At 66.2% G+C, this 19,913-nt stretch carries 20 protein-coding genes; 9 read left to right on the top strand and 11 right to left on the bottom strand.

The features are described 5' to 3' along the window. The first annotated feature begins 4 nt into the window (after positions 1-4). The 3 genes from pyrE to QWL29_RS01915 all read left to right on the top strand — a co-directional run bounded on the left by pyrE (position 5) and on the right by QWL29_RS01915 (position 2,016). On the top strand, positions 5-667 hold the full coding sequence (gene pyrE, locus QWL29_RS01925; RefSeq protein WP_305821198.1) for an orotate phosphoribosyltransferase: 663 nt from the start codon (positions 5-7) through the stop codon (positions 665-667). A gap of 337 nt (positions 668-1,004) precedes the next feature. Continuing rightward, a complete protein-coding gene (locus QWL29_RS01920) occupies positions 1,005-1,445 on the top strand; it encodes a hypothetical protein (RefSeq protein WP_305821197.1) in 441 nt (146 codons plus the stop codon). 25 nt (positions 1,446-1,470) lie between these two features. Beyond that, on the top strand, positions 1,471-2,016 hold the full coding sequence (locus QWL29_RS01915) for a hypothetical protein (protein ID WP_305821196.1): 546 nt from the start codon (positions 1,471-1,473) through the stop codon (positions 2,014-2,016). A gap of 128 nt (positions 2,017-2,144) precedes the next feature. On the opposite strand, the gene QWL29_RS01910 is transcribed toward QWL29_RS01915, so the two are convergent. The 4 genes from QWL29_RS01910 to gatC all read right to left on the bottom strand — a co-directional run bounded on the left by QWL29_RS01910 (position 2,145) and on the right by gatC (position 6,048). Beyond that, entirely contained in the window at positions 2,145-2,423 is a 279-nt protein-coding gene (locus QWL29_RS01910) for a helix-turn-helix domain-containing protein (RefSeq protein WP_305821195.1), read from the bottom strand. A 205-nt stretch (positions 2,424-2,628) separates the two neighbouring features. Beyond that, positions 2,629-4,089 carry an Asp-tRNA(Asn)/Glu-tRNA(Gln) amidotransferase subunit GatB gene (gene gatB, locus QWL29_RS01905; protein ID WP_305821194.1) on the bottom strand — a complete coding sequence of 487 codons (1,461 nt, stop codon included), beginning with the start codon at positions 4,087-4,089 and terminating at the stop codon, positions 2,629-2,631. A gap of 126 nt (positions 4,090-4,215) precedes the next feature. Continuing rightward, positions 4,216-5,703, bottom strand: coding sequence for an Asp-tRNA(Asn)/Glu-tRNA(Gln) amidotransferase subunit GatA (gatA, locus tag QWL29_RS01900; protein WP_305821193.1), 1,488 nt, complete (start codon positions 5,701-5,703; stop codon positions 4,216-4,218). 45 nt (positions 5,704-5,748) lie between these two features. Then, entirely contained in the window at positions 5,749-6,048 is a 300-nt protein-coding gene (gene gatC, locus QWL29_RS01895) for an Asp-tRNA(Asn)/Glu-tRNA(Gln) amidotransferase subunit GatC (RefSeq protein ID WP_305821192.1), read from the bottom strand. Positions 6,049-6,368: 320 nt separating this feature from the next. Here gatC and QWL29_RS01890 point away from each other — a divergent pair, with 320 nt between their 5' ends. The 6 genes from QWL29_RS01890 to QWL29_RS01865 all read left to right on the top strand — a co-directional run bounded on the left by QWL29_RS01890 (position 6,369) and on the right by QWL29_RS01865 (position 13,395). After that, positions 6,369-7,412, top strand: coding sequence for a rod shape-determining protein (locus tag QWL29_RS01890; protein ID WP_305821191.1), 1,044 nt, complete (start codon positions 6,369-6,371; stop codon positions 7,410-7,412). A gap of 124 nt (positions 7,413-7,536) precedes the next feature. Next, positions 7,537-8,658, top strand: a complete 1,122-nt coding sequence (mreC, locus tag QWL29_RS01885; RefSeq protein ID WP_305821190.1) for a rod shape-determining protein MreC — start codon at positions 7,537-7,539, stop codon at positions 8,656-8,658. Between the two features lie 12 nt (positions 8,659-8,670). Next, positions 8,671-9,189 (top strand): rod shape-determining protein MreD, encoded by a 519-nt coding sequence (gene mreD / locus QWL29_RS01880; protein ID WP_305821189.1) that lies wholly within the window; start codon positions 8,671-8,673, stop codon positions 9,187-9,189. A 10-nt stretch (positions 9,190-9,199) separates the two neighbouring features. Then, complete coding sequence (mrdA, locus tag QWL29_RS01875; protein ID WP_305821188.1) at positions 9,200-11,212, top strand: penicillin-binding protein 2; 2,013 nt, start codon at positions 9,200-9,202, stop codon at positions 11,210-11,212. Between the two features lie 2 nt (positions 11,213-11,214). Beyond that, entirely contained in the window at positions 11,215-12,330 is a 1,116-nt protein-coding gene (gene rodA / locus QWL29_RS01870) for a rod shape-determining protein RodA (RefSeq protein ID WP_305821187.1), read from the top strand. Positions 12,331-12,348: 18 nt separating this feature from the next. Continuing rightward, complete coding sequence (locus QWL29_RS01865; RefSeq protein ID WP_305821186.1) at positions 12,349-13,395, top strand: septal ring lytic transglycosylase RlpA family protein; 1,047 nt, start codon at positions 12,349-12,351, stop codon at positions 13,393-13,395. 165 nt (positions 13,396-13,560) lie between these two features. Here the strand turns inward: QWL29_RS01865 and QWL29_RS01860 are convergent, their stop codons facing one another. The 7 genes from QWL29_RS01860 to argS are packed head-to-tail and all read right to left on the bottom strand — an operon-like array spanning position 13,561 to position 19,814. After that, positions 13,561-14,289, bottom strand: a complete 729-nt coding sequence (locus QWL29_RS01860) for an SPOR domain-containing protein (RefSeq protein ID WP_305821185.1) — start codon at positions 14,287-14,289, stop codon at positions 13,561-13,563. 3 nt (positions 14,290-14,292) lie between these two features. Beyond that, complete coding sequence (locus QWL29_RS01855) at positions 14,293-15,048, bottom strand: type III pantothenate kinase (protein ID WP_305821213.1); 756 nt, start codon at positions 15,046-15,048, stop codon at positions 14,293-14,295. 11 nt (positions 15,049-15,059) lie between these two features. Further along, the gene (locus QWL29_RS01850) at positions 15,060-15,857 is read right to left on the bottom strand and encodes a biotin--[acetyl-CoA-carboxylase] ligase (protein ID WP_305821184.1); all 798 of its coding nucleotides are present in this window, start codon (positions 15,855-15,857) and stop codon (positions 15,060-15,062) included. Next, complete coding sequence (locus QWL29_RS01845; RefSeq protein ID WP_305821183.1) at positions 15,854-16,645, bottom strand: SDR family oxidoreductase; 792 nt, start codon at positions 16,643-16,645, stop codon at positions 15,854-15,856. Before QWL29_RS01845 ends, QWL29_RS01850 begins: the two co-directional genes overlap by 4 nt. After that, a complete protein-coding gene (locus QWL29_RS01840) occupies positions 16,642-17,322 on the bottom strand; it encodes a thiol:disulfide interchange protein DsbA/DsbL (protein WP_305821182.1) in 681 nt (226 codons plus the stop codon). The genes QWL29_RS01845 and QWL29_RS01840 overlap by 4 nt, the downstream gene beginning before the upstream one ends. An 18-nt stretch (positions 17,323-17,340) precedes the next feature. After that, positions 17,341-18,042: an SPOR domain-containing protein gene (locus QWL29_RS01835; protein WP_305821181.1), complete on the bottom strand. Its 702-nt coding sequence runs from the start codon at positions 18,040-18,042 to the stop codon at positions 17,341-17,343. Between the two features lie 11 nt (positions 18,043-18,053). Then, positions 18,054-19,814 carry an arginine--tRNA ligase gene (argS, locus tag QWL29_RS01830; RefSeq protein ID WP_305821180.1) on the bottom strand — a complete coding sequence of 587 codons (1,761 nt, stop codon included), beginning with the start codon at positions 19,812-19,814 and terminating at the stop codon, positions 18,054-18,056. Between the last annotated feature and the right edge of the window lie 99 nt (positions 19,815-19,913).

Below are 19,913 nucleotides of genomic sequence, written 5' to 3'. Positions count from 1 at the left end.
TAGCGTGAGCAATCTGCGCCAGGAGTTTATTGCGTTTTCGGTCGAGACCGAAGTCCTTCGATTCGGTGAATTCACGACCAAGGCCGGGCGCCTCTCGCCTTATTTCTTCAACGCCGGCCTGTTCCACGACGGCGCCACCCTGGGCCGCCTGGCCCGCTTCTACGCCCAGACCCTGCTGGCGTCCGGCGTCGAATTCGACATGCTGTTCGGCCCGGCCTACAAGGGCATCACCCTGGCATCGGCCACCGCCGTGGCGCTCGCCGCCGAAGGCCGCAACACTTCGTTCGCCTACAACCGCAAGGAAGCCAAGGACCATGGCGAAGGCGGCACCATCGTCGGCGCCGGTCTGAAGGGCAAGGTCGTGATCGTCGACGACGTGATCTCGGCCGGCACCTCGGTGCGCGAATCGGTGCAGATGATCCGCGCCGCGGGCGCCGAACCGGCCGCCGTGCTGATCGCCCTCGACCGCATGGAACGCTCGGGCAAGGATGGCGCGCTGTCGGAACACTCGGCGGTGCAGCAGGTGGCGCAGGAGTTCGGCATTCCGGTGATCTCGATCGCCAACCTGGACGATCTGTTCAGCTACCTGTCGAACGAAGCGGCGGGAGCCGACCTGGGTGCGCACAAGGACGCCGTAGCGGCCTACCGCACCCGCTACGGGGTCTGAGGCGACGCGCGGCCCGATGCTGGCCGGCGATGCAGCCACGGCCGCGGCCTATGATGAGCGAGGCGAAAAAACCGCTCAATTGAAGGAGTTTTTACGGCGCAAAAACCGGGAATCGGACATCCGGTCGAAATGAAGGCCATGCCGTCCAGTGAATGCCGGTATGCATATGTTCATTGGCGGCGCGGATTTTATTCTATCGACAAATTATTATTCGAACCGCTGAAACAAAGTGTTGCTCCAAGAATATAATTGATTGTTGTCCTGTTATTAACCGCGACCACATCATGAACCGCCCGGCTACCGGGCTCCTATTCGAAAGATCAACATGCTTTCAGCAATGAAACGCCTTATCCCTCTGATTGCCATCGTCGGCGCCATGGTTCTCACCAGTGGCTGCGCCGTCAACCGCGCCAGTGCCAGCCTGTCGCCGGGCGCAGACCTGTCCGCAGTCAAGACCGCGTATGTGGTCAAGCACGACAAGGACAAGAACAACGTAAACGAACTCATCAAGACCAGGCTGGAGAAGCAGGGTTATGTCGTCACTACCGGACCGGAATTGCCGACACCGTATGCCACGGATATGTCGGTGACCTACGTCGATAAATGGATGTGGGATATCACGATGTACATGATCGAGCTGACGGTTAACTTCCGCGACCCGAAAACGAATTTCCCTATCGCCACCGGTAATTCGCTGCATACCTCGCTGACCCGTAAATCGCCGCCGGAAATGGTCGACGAAGTCCTGACGAATATCCAGTCGTCGCCAAAGAAATAAACCACCACCACCCCAGAGGACGAATATGAACAAGAATATGTTTGCCGCCGTACGCCGTGTTGTGTTGCTGCCGGCTGTGCTGGCAGTGGCTACCCTGACCGGTTGCGCCTCCCAGATGACGACCCAGGAACTGACGCCGCCGCCGGTCGCGGCCGCGAAGCAGCACACCGGCTCGGTCACCGTAACGGCCCTGCCGGCCGCGAACGCCGACCCGGCTGCTGCTGCGGCCGACGTCGCCGCGCTGCGCGCTGCGGTCAGCGACGCCATCACCGCGTCCAAAGCATTTGCCGAGGTCAAGGGCAGTGGCGGCGACTACCAGCTGACGGTGCAGGTCTTCAGCGTCAATTCGCCGTCGTTCGGCATCTCGATGACTTCGAAGATCGAGATGGGTTGGACCCTGAAGCGCGCCGATACCGGCGCCGTGGTGTGGCAGCAGTCGGTCCAGTCCGAGCACACCACCGGCGGCGGCGAAGCCTTTGTCGGCGCCGAACGCGCGAAGATGTCGATTGCCGGCGCCATCAGGAAGAATATCGCGATCGGTGTCGAGCGGATGGGCGCGGCGGCGTTCTGATCGGTTGGCAGGTTCACGCAAGACAAGCCAAGCAAAAAAAACCGGAGAAAGCTCCGGTTTTTTTTCGCCCTCTAATGTCCGGTCTGCGCGACGAGTCGATCGCCGGCAAAGAGATCAGGGCGCGAATGTCACGGTGTTTCCCCAGACGCGTCCTGTGCCGGCGTGGTGTCGAAACGGTGCGCCCGGAGCTGCTCCTTGGGGACGACCAGCAATGCCAGCCCGAGGCCGTCGAGGACTGCGAGGGCCTTGTCCAGGCGCACGCTGCCTTGTCCATTTTCCAGGCGCGACATGAGATCGACCGATACGCCGGGGAGGGCCGCCGCGTCATCGATGCGCAACTGCTGTGCGCGGCGGCGCTGGCGGACCACCGGGCCCAGGGCGCCGGGAGTGTCAGAAGGTCGGCTCAATATAGCGCTGTCATCGCTAAAATTTCTTAAATTCCGAAATTTACGCAATATGCATGAGTTTTTGCGTGTTTTTTCTGGTATTCCGAAACATTAGCGAAAAAGCATAGATTGCGTGCGTAATTTCTGAAACTCCGAAGCAGGCTTGTTGCTGGCGAAAAAAAACCGGAGCATGCCCCGGTTCTTTGTGCTTGCTACACTAACAAAATCAACCCGCCAGCTTCTGCTTCAAGAGCTCTGTCACCTGTGCCGGATTCGCCTTGCCCTTCGACGCCTTCATGGTCTGGCCGATCAGCGCGTTGATTGCCGCTTCCTTGCCGGCGCGGTACTGCTCGACCGACTTGGCGTTCGCCGCCAGCACTTCGTCGACGATGGCTTCCAGCGCGCCCGTGTCCGAGATCTGCTTCAGGCCTTTCTGCTCGATCACGGTGTCGGCCAGGTTCTCGTCGGTCGACTTGGCTTCCCACATCGCCGCGAACACTTCCTTGGCCGCCTTGTTCGAGATCGTGCCGTCGGCGATGCGCTTGACCAGCTGGGCCAGTTGCGAGGCTTCCACCGGCGAGGCGGTGATCTCGACGCCCTCGCGGTTCAGCGTGGAGGAGACGTCGCCCATCATCCAGTTGGCGATGACCTTGGCATTTTCTTTGCCGGCTTTCGCCACCACGGCTTCGTAGTAGCTGGCCATGCCCTGCGACGAGGTCAGGATCAGCGCGTCGTATTCCGGCAGGCCGTAGTCGCCGGTGAAGCGGGCGCGCATCGCGGCCGGCAGTTCCGGCATGCTGGCCTTGACGCGCTCGATCCACTCCTGCGAGATCGTCAGCGGCGGCAGGTCCGGGTCGGGGAAGTAGCGGTAATCCTGCGCGTCTTCCTTCGAACGCATGGCGCGGGTTTCCTTGCGGTCCGGGTCCCACAGGCGGGTGGCTTGCTGGACCTTGCCGCCGTCTTCGATCAGCTCGATCTGGCGCCGCACCTCGTAGTGGATCGCCTCTTCCATGAAGCGGAAGGAGTTCAGGTTCTTGATCTCGCAGCGGGTGCCGAATTCCTGCTGGCCCATCGGGCGCACCGAGACGTTGACGTCGCAGCGGAAGGAACCTTCCTGCATGTTGCCGTCGCAAACGCCGAGCCACATCACCAGGCCGTGCATGGCCTTGGCGTAGGCGACCGCTTCGGCGGCGCTGCGCATTTCCGGCTCCGACACGATTTCGAGCAGCGGCGTGCCGGCGCGGTTCAGGTCGATGCCGGTCATGCCGGCGTAGTCTTCGTGCAGCGATTTGCCGGCGTCTTCTTCCAGGTGGGCCCGGGTCAGGTTGACGGTCTTCGTCTCCAGCTTGCCGTCTTTTTCGAAGGCGAAGGTAAGGGTGCCGCCCTGGACCACCGGTTCCTCGAACTGGCTGATCTGGTAGCCCTTCGGCAGGTCGGGGTAGAAGTAGTTCTTGCGCGCGAAGACCGAGTGCGGCGCGATCTTTGCGCCCACTGCCAGGCCGAAGCGGATGGCGCGTTCGACGGCGCCCTTGTTCATCACGGGCAGCACGCCCGGCAGGGCCAGGTCCACCGGGCTCGCTTGCGTGTTCGGCTCGGCGCCGAACTGGATCGAGCTGCCGCTGAAGATTTTCGAGTTGGTCGTGAGCTGGACGTGGTTCTCAAGACCGATGACGACTTCCCATTGCATGGTGTTCTCTCTTTTCTGTTCGGTTCGCATTAAGGGCGCGGGCTGTTCGTTTGTGCCGCCGCAGGCCGTTCATGCGTCACGCGTGGGCACGGAGTGCCCACCCTACGGTGTTCGCCAATAATGCCGTTAGATGTTCTCTGGGGCGCGTTGGTGCCAGTCGGTCGCCAATTGGTATTGGTGGGCGACGTTCAGCAGCTTCGCTTCGCTGAAATAATTGCCGATGATTTGCAGGCCGACCGGGCGCTTGGCGTTTCGCATGTCTCCATCCTTGCCCTGGCCGAAGCCGCAGGGGATCGACATGCCGGGCAGGCCGGCCAGGCTGGTCGACAGGGTGTAGATGTCGGCCAGGTAGTTGGCGACCGGGTCGTTGGCCTTGTCGCCCAGGTCCCAGGCCACCGTTGGCGCCACCGGGCCCATGATCACGTCGCACTTGTCGGCGAACGCGGCCTGGAAGTCGTCGGCGATCAGGCGGCGGATCTTTTGCGCCTGCACGTAGTAGGCGTCGTAGTAGCCATGGCACAGCACGTAGGTGCCGACCATGATGCGGCGCTGGACTTCGCGGCCAAAGCCTTCGGCGCGCGTTTTCTTGTACATGTCCTGCAGATCCTTGTACTCGCTGGCGCGGTGGCCGTAGCGCACGCCGTCGAAGCGCGACAGGTTCGACGAGGCCTCGGCCGGGGCGATGATGTAGTAGGTCGGGATCGACAGCGCGGTCTTCGGCAGCGAGATGTCGACCAGGGTCGCGCCCAGCTTGACGAACTGCTCCAGGGCCGCGCGGACAGCTTGCTCCACATCCGCCGCCAGGCCTTCGCCGAAGTACTCGCTCGGCACGCCGATGCGCAGGCCGGTGAGCGGCTGGTTCAGTTCGCGCGTGAAGTCTTCCTGCAGGTTACCTTGCTCGGGCGTGAGGCTGGTCGAATCGCGCACGTCGTGGCCGACCATGTCGTTCAGCAGCAGGGCGCAGTCTTCGGCGGTCTGGGCGATCGGGCCGCCCTGGTCCAGCGACGAAGCGAAGGCGATCATGCCGAAGCGCGACACGCGGCCGTAGGTCGGCTTGATGCCGGTGACGCCGCAGAAAGCGGCCGGCTGGCGGATCGAGCCGCCGGTGTCGGTGGCGGTGGCGGCCGGGGCCAGGCGCGCGGCGATCGCGGCGGCCGAACCGCCCGAGGAGCCGCCCGGGACCGCTTTCGCATCCCAGGGATTGTGCACCGGGGCGAAGGCCGAGTTCTCGTTCGACGAGCCCATCGCGAATTCGTCGAGGTTCACCTTGCCGAGCGTGACCATGCCGGCGCTGTTGAAGCGCTCGACCACGGTGGCGTCGAAGGGGCTGACGTAGTTGGCCAGCATCTTCGAGCCGGCAGTCGTGCGCCAGCCGCGCGTGACGAAGATATCCTTGTGGGCGATCGGCACGCCGGTGAGGGGGCCCGCGGTGCCGTCGGCGAAGCGCGCGTCGGCGGCCGCGGCCTGGGCCAGCGACAGTTCCTGGTCGACGTGCAGGAAGGCGTTGTGCCCGCTGGCTTCGATGCGGCCCAGGTAGTGGCGGGTCAGCTCGGTGCTTGAGATCTGCTTCGCGTGCAGCAGCGCCGACAGCTCTTTGATAGTCTTGTTATGCATATGCGTAGTATGTTCGTAGAAGCGCTGTTCGTGGAAGCGTCAGGATTACTCGATCACCTTCGGCACCAGGTACAAGCCGTCCTGGGCCTTCGGGGCGGGCGCCTGGTAGGCGTCGCGGCGGTTGTCTTCCGTGACCACGTCGTCGCGCAGGCGCAGCGGCAGGGCCAGGATGGTGGCCAGCGGATGCGCCAGTGGCGCGACGCCGGTGGTATCGACCGCCTGCATCTGTTCGGCCAGGGCGAAAATGCCGTTCAGCTCGGACAGCGCGGTCTCGGCGTGGGCATCGTCCATATCGAGCTGGGCCAGGTTGGCGATCCGTTTTACGTCTGAAAGAGTCAGGGACATGGCAAAGGGCGCGGCCGGGGCCGCGTTCAAAGTGTGGTTGGGCGAATAACGAACTAGCGGCGCAGCTGTTGAACAGCGTGCATCGGTCGATAAAACCTTGCTAATACCGTCGATCTCGCTTCAGGAACTAGGGGGTAAAACCACCTGTTTTCAGCGTTTAATCGGTAAATTATAAGGTAGAATGGCGGGCTAATGCGTGGTCGGCGCCGAATGAGCGCGGCCAATCAGCTATACGAAGACCGCCGGGCGCAGGCAGGGCCGACGCGGCAAGAACACTCCCGATTAATTGTTAGGCGCGGCTAACGCGCATCAGGACATACATGTTTGGTTCTTTACGCAGCTACTTCTCGAACGACCTGGCCATCGACCTGGGTACCGCCAACACGCTGATCTATGTACGCGGCCAGGGCATCGTGCTGGACGAACCGTCGGTCGTGGCGATCCGCCAGCAGGGCGGCCCGAACGGCAAGAAAACGATCCAGGCAGTCGGCACCAAGGCCAAGCAGATGCTGGGCAAGGTGCCGGGCAACATCGAGGCGATCCGCCCGATGAAGGACGGCGTGATCGCCGACTTCACCGTCACCGAAGAAATGCTCAAGCAGTTCATCCGCATGGTGCACGACTCGAAGTTCTTCCGCCCGTCGCCGCGCATTATCATCTGCGTGCCTTGCGGTTCGACCCAGGTCGAGCGCCGCGCGATCCGCGAATCGGCGCTCGGCGCCGGCGCCTCGCAGGTGTTCCTGATCGAAGAGCCGATGGCTGCCGCGCTCGGCGCCGGCCTGCCGGTTTCGGACGCCACCGGCTCGATGGTGGTCGACATCGGCGGCGGCACCACCGAAGTCGGCATCATCTCGCTGGGCGGCATGGTCTATAAAGGCTCGGTGCGCGTGGGCGGCGACAAGTTCGACGAAGCCATCGTCAACTACATCCGCCGCAACTACGGCATGCTGATCGGCGAACAGACCGCGGAAGCGATCAAGAAGGCCATCGGTTCGGCCTTCCCGGGTTCGGAAGTCAAGGAAATGGAAGTCAAGGGCCGCAACCTGTCCGAAGGCATCCCGCGTGCCTTCACGATTTCGTCCAACGAGATCCTGGAAGCGCTGACCGACCCGCTGAACAACATCGTCTCGGCCGTCAAGAACGCGCTGGAACAGACCCCGCCGGAACTGGGCGCCGACATCGCCGAAAAGGGCATGATGCTGACCGGCGGCGGCGCACTGCTGCGCGACCTCGATCGCCTGCTGATGGAAGAGACCGGCCTGCCGGTGCTGGTGGCCGAAGACCCGCTGACCTGCGTGGTGCGCGGCTCGGGCATGGCGCTCGATCACAACGACAAGCTGGGCTCGATCTTCTCGTACGAGTAAAGCGCGGCGGTGGCCGGATCGGCCAGTGGGAAGAAGAATACGCGTGGGCAGGGGAGCGGCTTTGCCGTGCCCCTGCCCATTCGCCTATTCAATTAACGGGTCTGCCCGGTCTTAATCGAAAGTCATGGAATACAGTCCTCCGCCGCTTTTCAAACAGGGCGCCTCCGCGCGGGTGAAGGTGACGGTGTTCGCGCTGGTGTCGATCGTGCTGCTGGTGGTCGATGCGCGCATGCACCTGCTCGGCGCCGCGCGCCAGGTGGCCGCCACCGTGCTCTATCCGCTACAGATGGCCGCGCTGATGCCGCGCGACGCCGTGTACGGCATGGGCGATTATTTTTCCTCGATCGCCAGCCTGCAGAAGGAAGTGGTTGCGCTCAAGAACCAGCAGGTGACCCAGGCCCAGGCCATGCAGCAGGCCCAGCTCCAGATGGCCGAGAACGCCCACCTGCGGCGCCTGCTCGACGCCAGGGAACACCTGCCGGTGCAGTCCATGATGGGCGAGATCCTGTACGACACGCGCGACCCGTCGACGCGCCGCATCGTGCTCGACCGCGGCACGCGCAACGGCGTGCAGCTCGGTCTGCCCGTGATCGATAACCTCGGGGTGGTCGGCCAGATCACCCGCGTTTTCCCGTTCACCTCCGAAGTCACGCTCCTGACCGACAAGGACCAGGCCATTCCGGTGCAGGTGCTGCGCTCGGGCCTGCGCAGCGTGGCCTATGGCCGCGGGCACTCGGGCGTGCTCGACTTGCGCTTCGTGGCGCCGAACGCCGACATCCAGGTCGGCGACGTGTTGATCACCTCGGGCCTGGACGGCATCTATCCGGCCGGCCTGGCCGTGGCCAGGGTGGTACAGGTGGAAAGCGTAGCGGCCGGCGCCTTTGGCCGCGTGGTCTGCCAGCCGCTGGCCGGCATCGACCGCAACCGCCAGCTCCTGATCGTGATGTCGCAGGCGGCGCGCGAGCCGCGTCCAGCCGACGTGCCGCACGTGCCGGCCCAGTCCGGGGCGCGCCGCAACCTGCCGAAGATGGACCCGGTGCCGCTGCCGCCGCTGCCCGCCACGCCGCTGCCGGCCCAGGCGCCGGCGGCGAATCCGAACGGTACCGCGGGCGTGCCGGCAGTGCCGGGCGTGGCTACGCCGGGCGTCGCCGGCCAGCGTCCGCCTGCTGCTGCGCCCGCTACTGCCCCCGCTACTGCTCCAATTACCGCCCCTGTCACCGCGCCGGCCCAGCCGGCCACCCGCTAGGAGGGCACGACCATGCCCGCGAACCGTCCCCACTACATCCTGCTGCCGGTCAGCCCGCTGTTCATCGCGTTCAGCCTGACCTGCGCCTTCATGCTCAACCTGCTGCCCTGGGGCCGCTGGATCGGCGCGCCCGACTTCGTGGCGCTGGTGCTGGTCTTCTGGGGCATCCACCAGCCGCGCAAGGTCGGCATCGGCGTCGCCTTCTGCATGGGCCTCCTGATGGACGTGCACGACGCCACCCTGCTGGGCGAGAACGCGCTGGCCTATACGCTGCTGTCGTACGCGTCGATCATGATCCACCGACGCGTTCTGTGGTTCCCGGTGCTGACCCAGGCGCTGCACGTGTTCCCGCTGCTGCTGCTGGCCCAGGCGATCCAGTCGCTGGTGCACGTGTTCGCCACCGGGCGCTTCACCGGCTGGCTGCACTTCGTCGAAAGCGCCGTGGCCGTGGCCCTGTGGCCGGTGATTTCCTGGCTGCTGCTGGCGCCGCAGCGCCGCGCCGTCGACCGGGACCATACCCGTCCGATCTGAGTTCGTTTGAATGACTGAAATCAAAGACAGCGACCGCGAGATTCACCAGTTCCGCCTGCGCATGACCGCGCTGGCGGTGCTGGTGTTCGTCTGCTTCGGCATCCTCACGGCACGCCTGGTCTGGCTGCAGGTGATCCACCACGACCAGTACATGGCGCAGGCCGAAGACAACCGCATCGCGCTGGTGCCGATCGTGCCGAACCGCGGCCTGATCGTCGACCGCAACGGCGTGGTGCTGGCCCAGAACTATTCGGCCTACACGCTCGAGATCACGCCGTCGAAGCTGCAGGCCAACCTGGAATCGGTGATCGACGAGCTGGCCAAGATCGTCAGCATCGAGCCCAAGGACCGCAAGCGCTTCAAGCGCCTGATGGAAGAGTCGCGCAGCTTCGCCAGCGTGCCGCTGCGCACCCGCCTCACCGACGACGAGGTGGCGCGCTTCACCGCCCAGCGCTTCCGCTTCCCGGGCGTCGAGGTGCAGGCGCGCCTGTTCCGCCAGTATCCGCTGGGCGAAGTGGCCTCGCACGTGGTCGGCTACATCGGCCGCATCAACGCCAAGGAAGCGGCCGCGCTGGAAGAAAGCGACGACGCCGCCAACTACAACGGCACCGACCACATCGGCAAGGAAGGCCTGGAAAAGAAGTACGAGCGCTACCTGCACGGCACCACCGGCTACGAGGAAGTCGAGCGTTCGGCAGGCGGCCGCGCGATCCGCACGCTGTCGCGCCGCGCGCCGGTGCCGGGCTCGAACCTGATCCTGTCGATCGACATCGAGCTGCAGAAAGTGGTCGAGGAAGCCTTCGGCGACCAGCGCGGCGCATTCGTCGCCATCGAGCCCGAAACCGGCGACGTGCTGGCCTACGTGTCGCGCCCGGGCTTCGACCCCAACCTGTTCGTCGACGGCATCGACAGCCAGAGCTGGAACGAACTGAATACCTCGCTCGACCGGCCGCTGATGAACCGTCCGCTGTCGGGCACTTATCCGCCCGGCTCGACCTTCAAGCCCTTCATGTCGCTGGCCGCGCTGGAACTCGGCTTCCGCCGTCCCGAGCAGGGCATCCGCGACCCGGGCTTCTTCATGCTCGGCGGGCACCGCTTCAACGACGACAAGCCGGGCGGCCACGGTTACGTGGACATGTACCGCTCGATCGCCGAGTCCTGCGACACCTATTACTACCAGCTCGGCAACGAGATGGGCATCGATAACATCTCGCGCTTCCTGGCGCCGTTCGGCTTCGGCTCGCCCACCGGCATCGACCTCGAACACGAGAAGTCCGGCGTGCTGCCGTCGAAGGAGTGGAAGGCGAACCGCTTCAAGCGCAACCGCGCGGCCCAGAAGTGGGTCGGCGGCGACACCATCTCGATCTCGATCGGCCAGGGCTTCAACAACTACACCATGATCCAGCTGGCGCACGCGGTGGCCAACCTGGCGAATAACGGCGTGGTGATGAAGCCGCACCTGGTGAAGCTGATCGAGGACGGCGCCACGCGCGAGCGCACGCTGACCACGCCGAAGGAAAGCCGGCGCATCCCGCTGAAGCAGGAGAACATCGACTTCATCAAGCGCGCCATGGTCGGCGTGACCCAGGAAGCCTACGGCACCGGCCGGCGCGCCTTTGCGAATGCCGGCTACATCTCGGGCGGCAAGACCGGCACCGCGCAGGTGATCGGCCTGAAGGGCCAGAAGTACAACGCCCACGCCATCGACGAACGGCACCGCGACAACGCGCTGTACACGGCGTTCGCGCCGGCCGACAAGCCGAAGATCGCCATCGCCCTCGTGGTCGAGAACGCCGGCTTCGGCGCGGCCACGGCGGCGCCGATCGCGCGCAAGGCGCTCGACTATTACCTGCTCGGCAAGCGCCCGGCGCCGCCGGCCGCACCAACCGTGACAGCCGGCGCCAAGCCGGCGCCGGTGCGCGCCGCTGCCGCTGTGGCTGCGCCCGCCCCGGCCCCGTCCGCCGCCGCAGCCACGCCTCCCGGCGTGACCGCCACGGCGCCGGCCGCCACCACCAAGGAATAACGATGGCCTATTATCCCGAGCGGCGCTCGCTGAGCCGCCGCCTGAAACCGTATTTCACCGTGTTCGACTGGCCGCTGGCGATGGTGCTGTTCATGCTGCTGACCACCAGCGTGATCACGATGTCCTCGGCCGGCCACGAATTCCCGGGCCGGGTCGAGGCGCAGATGCGCAACTTCCTGCTGGCCTTCGTGGTCATGTGGATGGCCGCCCTGGTGCCGCCGCAGACACTGATGCGGCTGGCGGTGCCGGTGTACACCGTCGGGATCACGCTGCTGATTGCGGTGGCGGTGTTCGGCATCATCAAGAAGGGCTCGCGCCGCTGGCTGCACCTGGGCGTCGACATCCAGCCCTCGGAGATCATGAAGATCGCCACGCCGCTGATGATCGCCTGGTACTTCCAGCACAAGGCGCGGCTGGACGACTGGAAGTCCTTCGTGGTGGCGGCGGTCCTGCTGGTCATTCCGTTCACGCTGATTGCGCGCCAGCCCGACCTGGGCACGGCGCTGCTGGTGGGCGCCTCGGGGTTCTATGTGATCTTCCTGGCCGGCCTGTCCTGGAAAATGCTGATTGGCCTGGCCGTGGCCGGCGCGGCCAGCTTGCCGGTGGCCTGGTCGATGCTGCACGATTACCAGCGCGAACGGGTGATGACCCTGATCGACCCGACCTCGGACCCGCTCGGCAAGGGCTTCCACATCATCCAGTCGGTGATCGCCATCGGCTCGGGCGGCATGACCGGCAAGGGCTATCACCAGGGCACCCAAGGCCAGCTGGAATTCGTGCCGGAACAGACCACCGATTTCCTGTTTTCGGTCTATTCCGAAGAATTTGGACTTGTCGGCAACCTATTTCTTTTGGTAATTTACCTGCTGCTGATCGGCCGCGGCATGATGATTGCGGCCAACGCCCCGAATCTGTTCTCCCGGCTGCTGGCCGGCGCGATCACGATGATCTTCTTTACGTATGCCTTTGTGAACATGGGCATGGTGAGCGGGATCTTGCCCGTGGTCGGGGTTCCGCTGCCTTTCATGAGCTATGGCGGGACGGCGTTCATTACCCTGGGGCTCGGCGCTGGTATATTGATGAGCATACAAAGGCACCGCAAGCTGGTGCAGACCTGAGGAGCAAGAATGGCGCGCATGACCGCTAAGAGAACGCTCCCGGTGGTCATCGCGTTGGCGGCGTTGATGACCGGCTGCGGCACCACGGGCGACAACAAGAGCCTGGGTTCGCTGCCGTGGAAGCACAAGGCCGGCAAGCCGGGGGCGATCAATCCCAAGCTGCCGCCCGCCAATTCCGGCCGCGGCGGCTACTACAAGGACGACGGCCCCGGCACCGACATTCCGGAAGGACTGGAATTCACGCCCGACGCCGTGGTCCGGGCCGAGCCCTATGCCAAGTGGGCGAACCGGCCGTATTCCGTCTTCGGCCAGAGCTATACCCCGATCCTGCACGAAGAGCCTTTCGTCCAGAAGGGCGTGGCCAGCTGGTACGGCGTGAAGTTCCACGGCCAGAAGACCTCATCCGGCGAACCCTACGACATGTACAAGATGACGGCCGCGCATCCGACGCTGCCGATTCCTTCGTACGCGCGCATCACCCACGTGGCCACCGGGCGCTCGGTGGTGGTGCGCATCAACGACCGTGGCCCCTTCCACGCCAGCCGCGTGGTCGACGTGTCGTACACCGCCGCGCTGAAGCTCGGCCTGCTGGGCAAGGGCAGCCACGAAGTCGAGCTGGAGCGCCTGTTCCCGGGCGACGAAGTGCGCCTGGCTGCCGAGCGCCGCGCCGCCACCTCGGCGGCGCAGGCGGCGGCGCCGGTGCGGGCAGCGAAGGTACTCGATGCGCCGCCCGAGATCGCGGCCCTGATGCTGGAAGACCGCATGCAGTCCGACAGCGCCGCCGTGACCCAGGCGCTGCCCGCCGTGGCCGCGGCAACGGCTGCGGGCAAGGCGTCAGGCCAGTTCTACCTGCAGCTCGGGTCCTACAGCCGCGCCGACAAGGCGCAGGAGATGGGGCGTTTGCTGGCCGATGCCGGATTGTCGCTGGGCGAGATCGAGGTGGTGCCGAGCGGAGCGGTGAACCGTTTGTATGGCGGGCCGTTCGAGAGCCGCGCCGCGGCGCAGGAAGCGGCGCGCGGGTTACCGGCGGGGTTGGGGATCAAGCCGATTGTGGTGAAGCGGTAAGCGTTTTGGGGCGATATGCCGGTGCGTGTGGCGTACCGGTTGCCGTGGTGTTGTGCATAGGTACGACCGCGTGGGCACAAGTGCCCACCCTACGAAATCCGGGTTCTGTAGCGTGGGCACTTGTGCCCACGCTGTATGGGACTGATGCAAACCTACGACCCTACATCACTTGCAAATGTGCAAAATCGTCGCTTCCATCCCGCGCCCCGCCTCGAGGATGCGCGCCCGGGTCGGCCCATCGATATCGCGGAAGCGGTAGGCAAACCGGTTCGACTGCGGCCCGCGCGGCAGCACGCGCACGCCCTGTACGCCTTTTTTCGCCAGCTCGGCCGCCAGCGTGCGCGCCGAAGCTTCGGTCTTGAAGGCGCCCAGCGATACCGCCCAGCGCATCGGCGAATCGCCCTGCATGATGAAGTAATCGCTGATGCCGCGCTCGCGCAGCTCGGCCACGCGGCGCTCGGCGCCTTCCTTGCCGCCGTTCGGCGGCAGGTACACCAGGTGGCTGGTCACTTCCTGGAAGGGCACGGCCAGGCGCATCTGGCGCGCGCCGAGTTCCAGGCGCGCCAGGCGGTTCTCGAAGCGGCGCGCATCGGGCGGGGCAAAGGCTTCGGTCTCAAGGCAGGCGTAGGCCGGGGTCTCTGGTGCGGGCGGCGCCGGCGCCGGCGCTTCCTCCACCTCGGTTTCGGCTTCGGCTGCGCCGTCCTCGGCCTTGGCAGCCGCCGCCAGCGCCTGCGCCTGTTCGCCCGACAGCAGCACCAGCTTGTCGGCCGCCAGCTGTTTCGTCAGCCGCGCCGGTTCGCGCAGTTCGCCGTCGGCGCTGCCCAGCAGGCCGCGCCCGTAGGCGAACAGCAGCGCGTTCGCGGCCAGCAAAGCCCAGAATACGAATTTCACCACGCTTCAGCTCCCATCCATCGCTCCTCCATGCGTCGCCTGTGCACGCGCCACCGCGTGCAGGCCGACCAGCACGATATTATCGACCAGCTTGTGCGCCACCTCCAGCGCGGGCGCGATATACGGCGCCGCGCCGCCCGACAGGATGCACAGGGCGCCGCCGTGGCCCGCCACCGCACGCGCGATGGCGCCGGCCTGGGCCGACAGGCAGCCCGAGACGATGGCGTCGTTGGTATTGTCGGCAAACAGCGGCGGCGGCGCCATGCCCGGCGCGGCTTGCGGCAGCTGTGCCGTGTTGCGCGCCAGCGCGCCGGCCATCAGCGCCAGGCCGGGCAGGATCATCCCGCCCAGGAAGCGGCCGTCGCTTGTTACCGCATCGACCGTGGTCGCGGTGCCGCAGGTGGCCACCACCAGCGCCTGGCCCGGCGCCAGTGCACGCGCGCCGATGGCGGCGGCAAAGCGGTCGCAGCCCAGGCGTGCCGGTTCGCAGTAGCCGTTGACCAGGCCGGCGCGTTCGGCGCTTGAGGCAAACCACTCGACCTCGATGGCGCCGAGCAGGGCGGCCAACCTGTCGCGCAGCGCCTGGCCGGCGACGTTCGAGACAATGGTGCGCGTCACCTGCCGGGTGCGCCATTCGGCGCCCAGGGCATCCAAGCCGTCGTGCAGCGCTGCGCCGTGGGCGATCCACTCGCCCGGCTGCGCGTGTGCGCTGGCCAGCGCCCATTTCACGCGCGTATTCCCGGCGTCGATCAGCAGCAGCATGTCGTTCATCGTCAAGACGCACCCTTCACGCGCAGCGAGACGTCGCCGGCCAGCACCGTGATGCGGCCCTCGGCGGTATCGAGCAGCAGGCGGCCGGCATCGTCGACGCCGGCGGCGGCGCCTTCGTGCAGGATATTGCCGGCGTCGAGGATGACGACGGTTTCGCCCTGCCAGGCATGGCGCCGGTTCCAGCGTGCGGAGAATGCGCCGAAGCCGGCGCGGTCGAATTCGCGCAGCGCGCCGGCCAGGCCGTCGAGCAGGGCTGCCAGCAGTTCGTTGCGGTCCATGCGCGCCAGCCAGGGCAGGGAAGCGACGCTGCGGCCGATCTGCGCTTCGAGTTCGTCGGGCATCAGCAGGTTCAGGCCGATGCCGATCACGGTCCAGACCCCGCCGCCATTTGGAGCGTTCTGCGTTTCGATCAGGATGCCGGCCAGCTTGTCGCCGTCGCGCAGCACGTCGTTCGGCCACTTCAGGCCAACCTGCACACCGAGTGTATCGAGGGTCTCGGCCAGCGCCACGCCGATTGCCAGCGGCAGCCCGGCCAGGCGCTGCACGCCGCCGTCAAAGCGCCAGGCCAGCGAAAAGGTCAGCGAGCCTGCGCTGGAAGACAGCCAGCTGCGGCCGGCGCGGCCACGGCCGGCGGTCTGGTTGCGCGCCACCAGCAGCAGCGGCGCATCCAGCGACGCGGCGCGCGCCAGCAGGTCGGCATTCGTCGAGCCGGCCTCTTCGACCACTTCGACGGCCACGCCCGCCTGCGAGCGGGCGGCGATATCGGCGGCACGCATCAGTGCATTCGTCGGGACCGTCATGCCGCCCCCTTGCGGCGCTTTTGCGGCGCGCGCGAAAACATCGAATCGAACAGGGGATTCGGCAGCATGCGCATCAGTTTGGCGACAAAGCCCATCTGCCATGGCAGCACGCGGTAGCTGTCGCCGCGGGCGATGGCATCGACAGCTTTGGCGGCGAAGCGCGCGGCCGGCATCAGGAAAGGCATGGGAAACGGATTGTTGCGGGTCATGGGGGTATCGATATAGCCGGGCACGATGGTGACGACCCGGATGGCCGAGCGCTTCAGTTCCAGCCGCAGCGACTCGCAGTAGGCGTGCACGGCGGCTTTCGAGGCGCAATAGGCGCCGGCGCCGCGCATGCCGCGCACGCCGGCCACGCTGCCGACCGCCACCAGGCGGCAGGGCGTGCCCTGTACCTTCATCTGGAAAATGAAAGGGGCAAAGGTGGCGACGGTGGCGTTGACGTTGGTGACGAATACCGAGGCGAAGACCGGTAAATCTTCAGGCCGCTCGGTGAGCGTGCCGTGCGAGATGCCGGCGCTGGCGATGACGATGTCGGCGCCGCCGCAGGCCCCCATGAAGTCCTGGGCCGCCGCGTCCAGCGCGGCGTGGTCGAGCACGTCGAGCGCGTAGCTGCGGTGGCGTTCGGGGTGGGGCAGGGACGCAATCAGGTCCGCCAGCAGCTCGCCGCGGCGCGCCACCAGGCCCAGCGTGGCGCCGCGCGCGGCATACTCGCGCGCCAGTGCGGCGCCGATGCCGCTCGAGGCGCCGGTGATGAAGACGCGGGCTTCATGACCCGGCAGGGTCATTTCTTGTCCGCGCGGGCTTTCGCAACCAGTGCGTCCATCACCCCCAAGGCCACCTGCTGCTGCTCGGCTTCGGTCTGGGCATCGGAACCGCCCCCGTTCGCCATCGAGGGCGAGGTGACGAAGCGGCCGTCGATGGCAACGAAAGGCCAGTGGTCGACGCGGTAGGCTTCCATCATGGCGCTGGCGTGGCGCAGCTTGGCGCTCACGCCCATCGAGCGGTAGGTGTCGGCAAAGCGTGCGCGGTCGATGCCGGCCTTGGCCGCCCAGGCGATCACTTCGTCGTCGTCGGCAAAGCGCACGCGCTCCTGGTGGATCGCGGCAAACGCCTTCTGGTGGTACTGCTCCAGCAGGCCCATGGCTTCGAGCGTGTAGAACAGGCGCTGCTGCGGCACCACGCGCGGGCCGGCGGGCACGTGCACGCGCTTGAAGACGATGTTGTTGCCCTGCTTTTTCACCCACTCCGCCAGCTTCGGCTCGAAGGCGTCGCAGTGCGGGCAGTAGTAAGCGAAGAACTCGGTCACTTCGACCGCCTTGCCGGCCTGGGTGTCCTGTTTCTGCGGCAGCTCCTGGTATTGCACGCCCTCTTTCGGGGCGGCTTGCGGGCCCGGGGCGGCAAGCACGTTGCCGGCAAAGCCGAGGACGAGGGCGCTGCAGAGCAGGCGGCGAAGCATGTGCATCGGGTTCTCCTGGAACGGTTATTTCTGGTTGCGGACGATGGCGACGTCGATGCCGCTGTCGAGCAGCTTGGCGCGCGCCTTGTTGACGGTTTCTACCCCGTTGAACGGGCCCACGCGCACGCGGTGCAGCACGCCGCTGTCGCTGGTGCGGTCGCTGATTGCGGCCTCGAAGCCGAGCAGGGCCAGCTTGGCGCGGGTGTTCTCGGCGTCCGACATTTCGCGGAAGGCGCCGGCCTGCAGGAAGTATATGTAGCGGTCGTCGCCGCCCGCTGCGGCGGCTGCCGCATTCGGCGCGGCCGCGGCGGCGGCTGGCGCGGGAGCCGGCGCCGGTGCGGCCGCAGGCGTGGCCGGCTTGCGCTCGGCGGCCTGGCTCATGCCGGCGATGGCTTCGCCGAGCGGATCGGCTTCGGTCGCCGGGGCCGGGGCAGGCGCCGGGGCAGGCGCAGCGGCCTTGGCGGCCTCGCGCTCGGACAGCTGCTTGTTGGCCTGGCGCGCGGCGTCGCGGCTGCCGTACAGCGGCTTGTTCGGATCGTTGGCCTGGCTCGGGTCGAGATCGGCCGGGCGGCCCATCTTGTTCGAGCGGTCGGTGAAGGGCGAGGCGCCCTTGGTGATCATCAGCGCAACCGCCACCGCGATACCCAGGCCGATGATCAGGCCGATGATGATGCCGGTCAGGGTGCTGCCGCGCTGGCGGGAAGGGAAACGAAGGATGGCGGTCATGGTCGCTGTGCTTATGCTGGTTGGTCGGCTTGCGCGGCTGCGTCGTCGGCTGGCGCGCGTTCCATCTTGTTCGGCGCGGACACGCCGATCAGGGCCAGGCCGTTGCGCAGCACCTGGCGGGTGGCGGTGGCCAGGGCCAGGCGCGCCAGCTTGAGTGCTTCGTCGTCGTCGAGCAGCCACTTGTGGGCGAAGTAGTAGCTGTGCAGCTCGCCGGCCAGTTCGCGCAGGTAGAAGGCCACCTGGTGCGGGCCGAGTTCGGCCTGGGCGCGCTGCAGCATTTCCGGATAGGCGGCCAGCTTCGACAGCAGGCTCGCCTCGTGCGGCGTGGTCAGCAGCGACAGGTCGGCGTTCGCCAGCGACGCTTCGTCGCCGCCCCAGTTGGCGAGGGCCGAGCAGATGCGCGCGTGGGCGTACTGCACGTAATACACCGGGTTCTCGTCCGAGGTTTTCAGGGCGACGTCGACGTCGAACACGAATTCGGTATCGGCCTTGCGCGAGATGAGGAAGAAGCGCACGGCGTCGCGGCCGCGCGTGATGTCGCCGTTGCCCGACCATTCGATCAAATCGCGCACGGTCACGTAGGAACCGGCGCGCTTCGAGATCTTGACCTCTTCGCCGTTCTTCATGACGGTGACCATTTTGTGCAGCACATAGTCCGGGTAGCCCTGCGGGATGCCGATATTCACGGCCTGCAGGCCGGCGCGCACGCGGGCGATGGTGCCGTGGTGGTCGCTGCCCTGGATGTTGATGGCCTGGTCGAAGCCGCGGCGGAACTTTTGCATGTGGTAAGCGACATCGGGCACGAAGTAGGTGAAGCCGCCTTCGGACTTGCGCATCACGCGGTCCTTGTCGTCGCCATAGTCCGTGGTCTTCAGCCACAGGGCGCCGTCGAGTTCGTAGGTGACGCCGGCGTCCACGAGGGCCTGGACAGCTTCGTCCACTTTGCCGTCGGCGTACAGCGAGGACTCGAGGTAGTAATTGTCGAACTTGACGCCAAAGGCCTGCAGGTCGATGTCCTGCTCGTTGCGCAGGTAGGTCACGGCGAAGCGGCGGATCGATTCGATGTCCTCGACGTCGCCGCTGGCGGTGGCCGGCTCGCCGTCGCTGGCGGAGACCGTCTTCTTGTCCAGGAAGTCGTCGGCAATGTCCTGGATGTAGTCGCCGTTGTAGGCCGACTCGGGCCATTCGGCGTCGCCCGGCTTGAAGCCGCGTGCGCGCGCCTGGACCGAGGTGGCCAGGGTGGCGATCTGGACGCCGGCGTCGTTGTAGTAGAACTCGCGCGTCACCTGGTGGCCTTGCGCCTGGAACAGCGCCGACAGGGCGTCGCCCAGCGCGGCCTGGCGGCCGTGGCCCACGTGCAGCGGACCGGTCGGGTTGGCCGAGACGAATTCGATGATGGCGTGGTGGCCTTCACCGGCCGTGCCGCGGCCGAATGCCTGGCCCTGCTCGAGGATGCTGCGCACCACGGCCTGCTTGGCGCCGGCGGCCACGCGCAGGTTGATGAAGCCGGGGCCGGCGACTTCGGCCGCTTCGATCAGGCCGGCGGCCTGCGGGTCGGCCAGCAGGGCGGCGACCAGGCGCGTGGCCAGTTCGCGCGGGTTGGTTTTCAGTGGCTTGGCCAGCTGCATGGCGATGTTGCAGGCGACGTCGCCGTGCGAAGGATCGCGCGGGCGTTCCAGGACGACGTTCGGGGTAAGGTCGGTGCCGGCGACGATCGGCGCCAGGGCTGCCTGGAACAGGGCAACGATCGCTTGTTTTTGTTGGGCGAGCATAGTGTGGTGTGCGGTGAGTTCGAATGGAGCGGTGGCGCGCGGCCACGGCAATCAAGGTTCATTATACTGGTTTGCTGCAACGCCGAATACGCCCGGCGG

The organism is Massilia brevitalea, from assembly GCF_030711405.1.
GTDB lineage: Bacteria > Pseudomonadota > Gammaproteobacteria > Burkholderiales > Burkholderiaceae_D > Telluria > Telluria brevitalea.
This window is presented reverse-complemented; position numbering and strand designations above follow the sequence as displayed.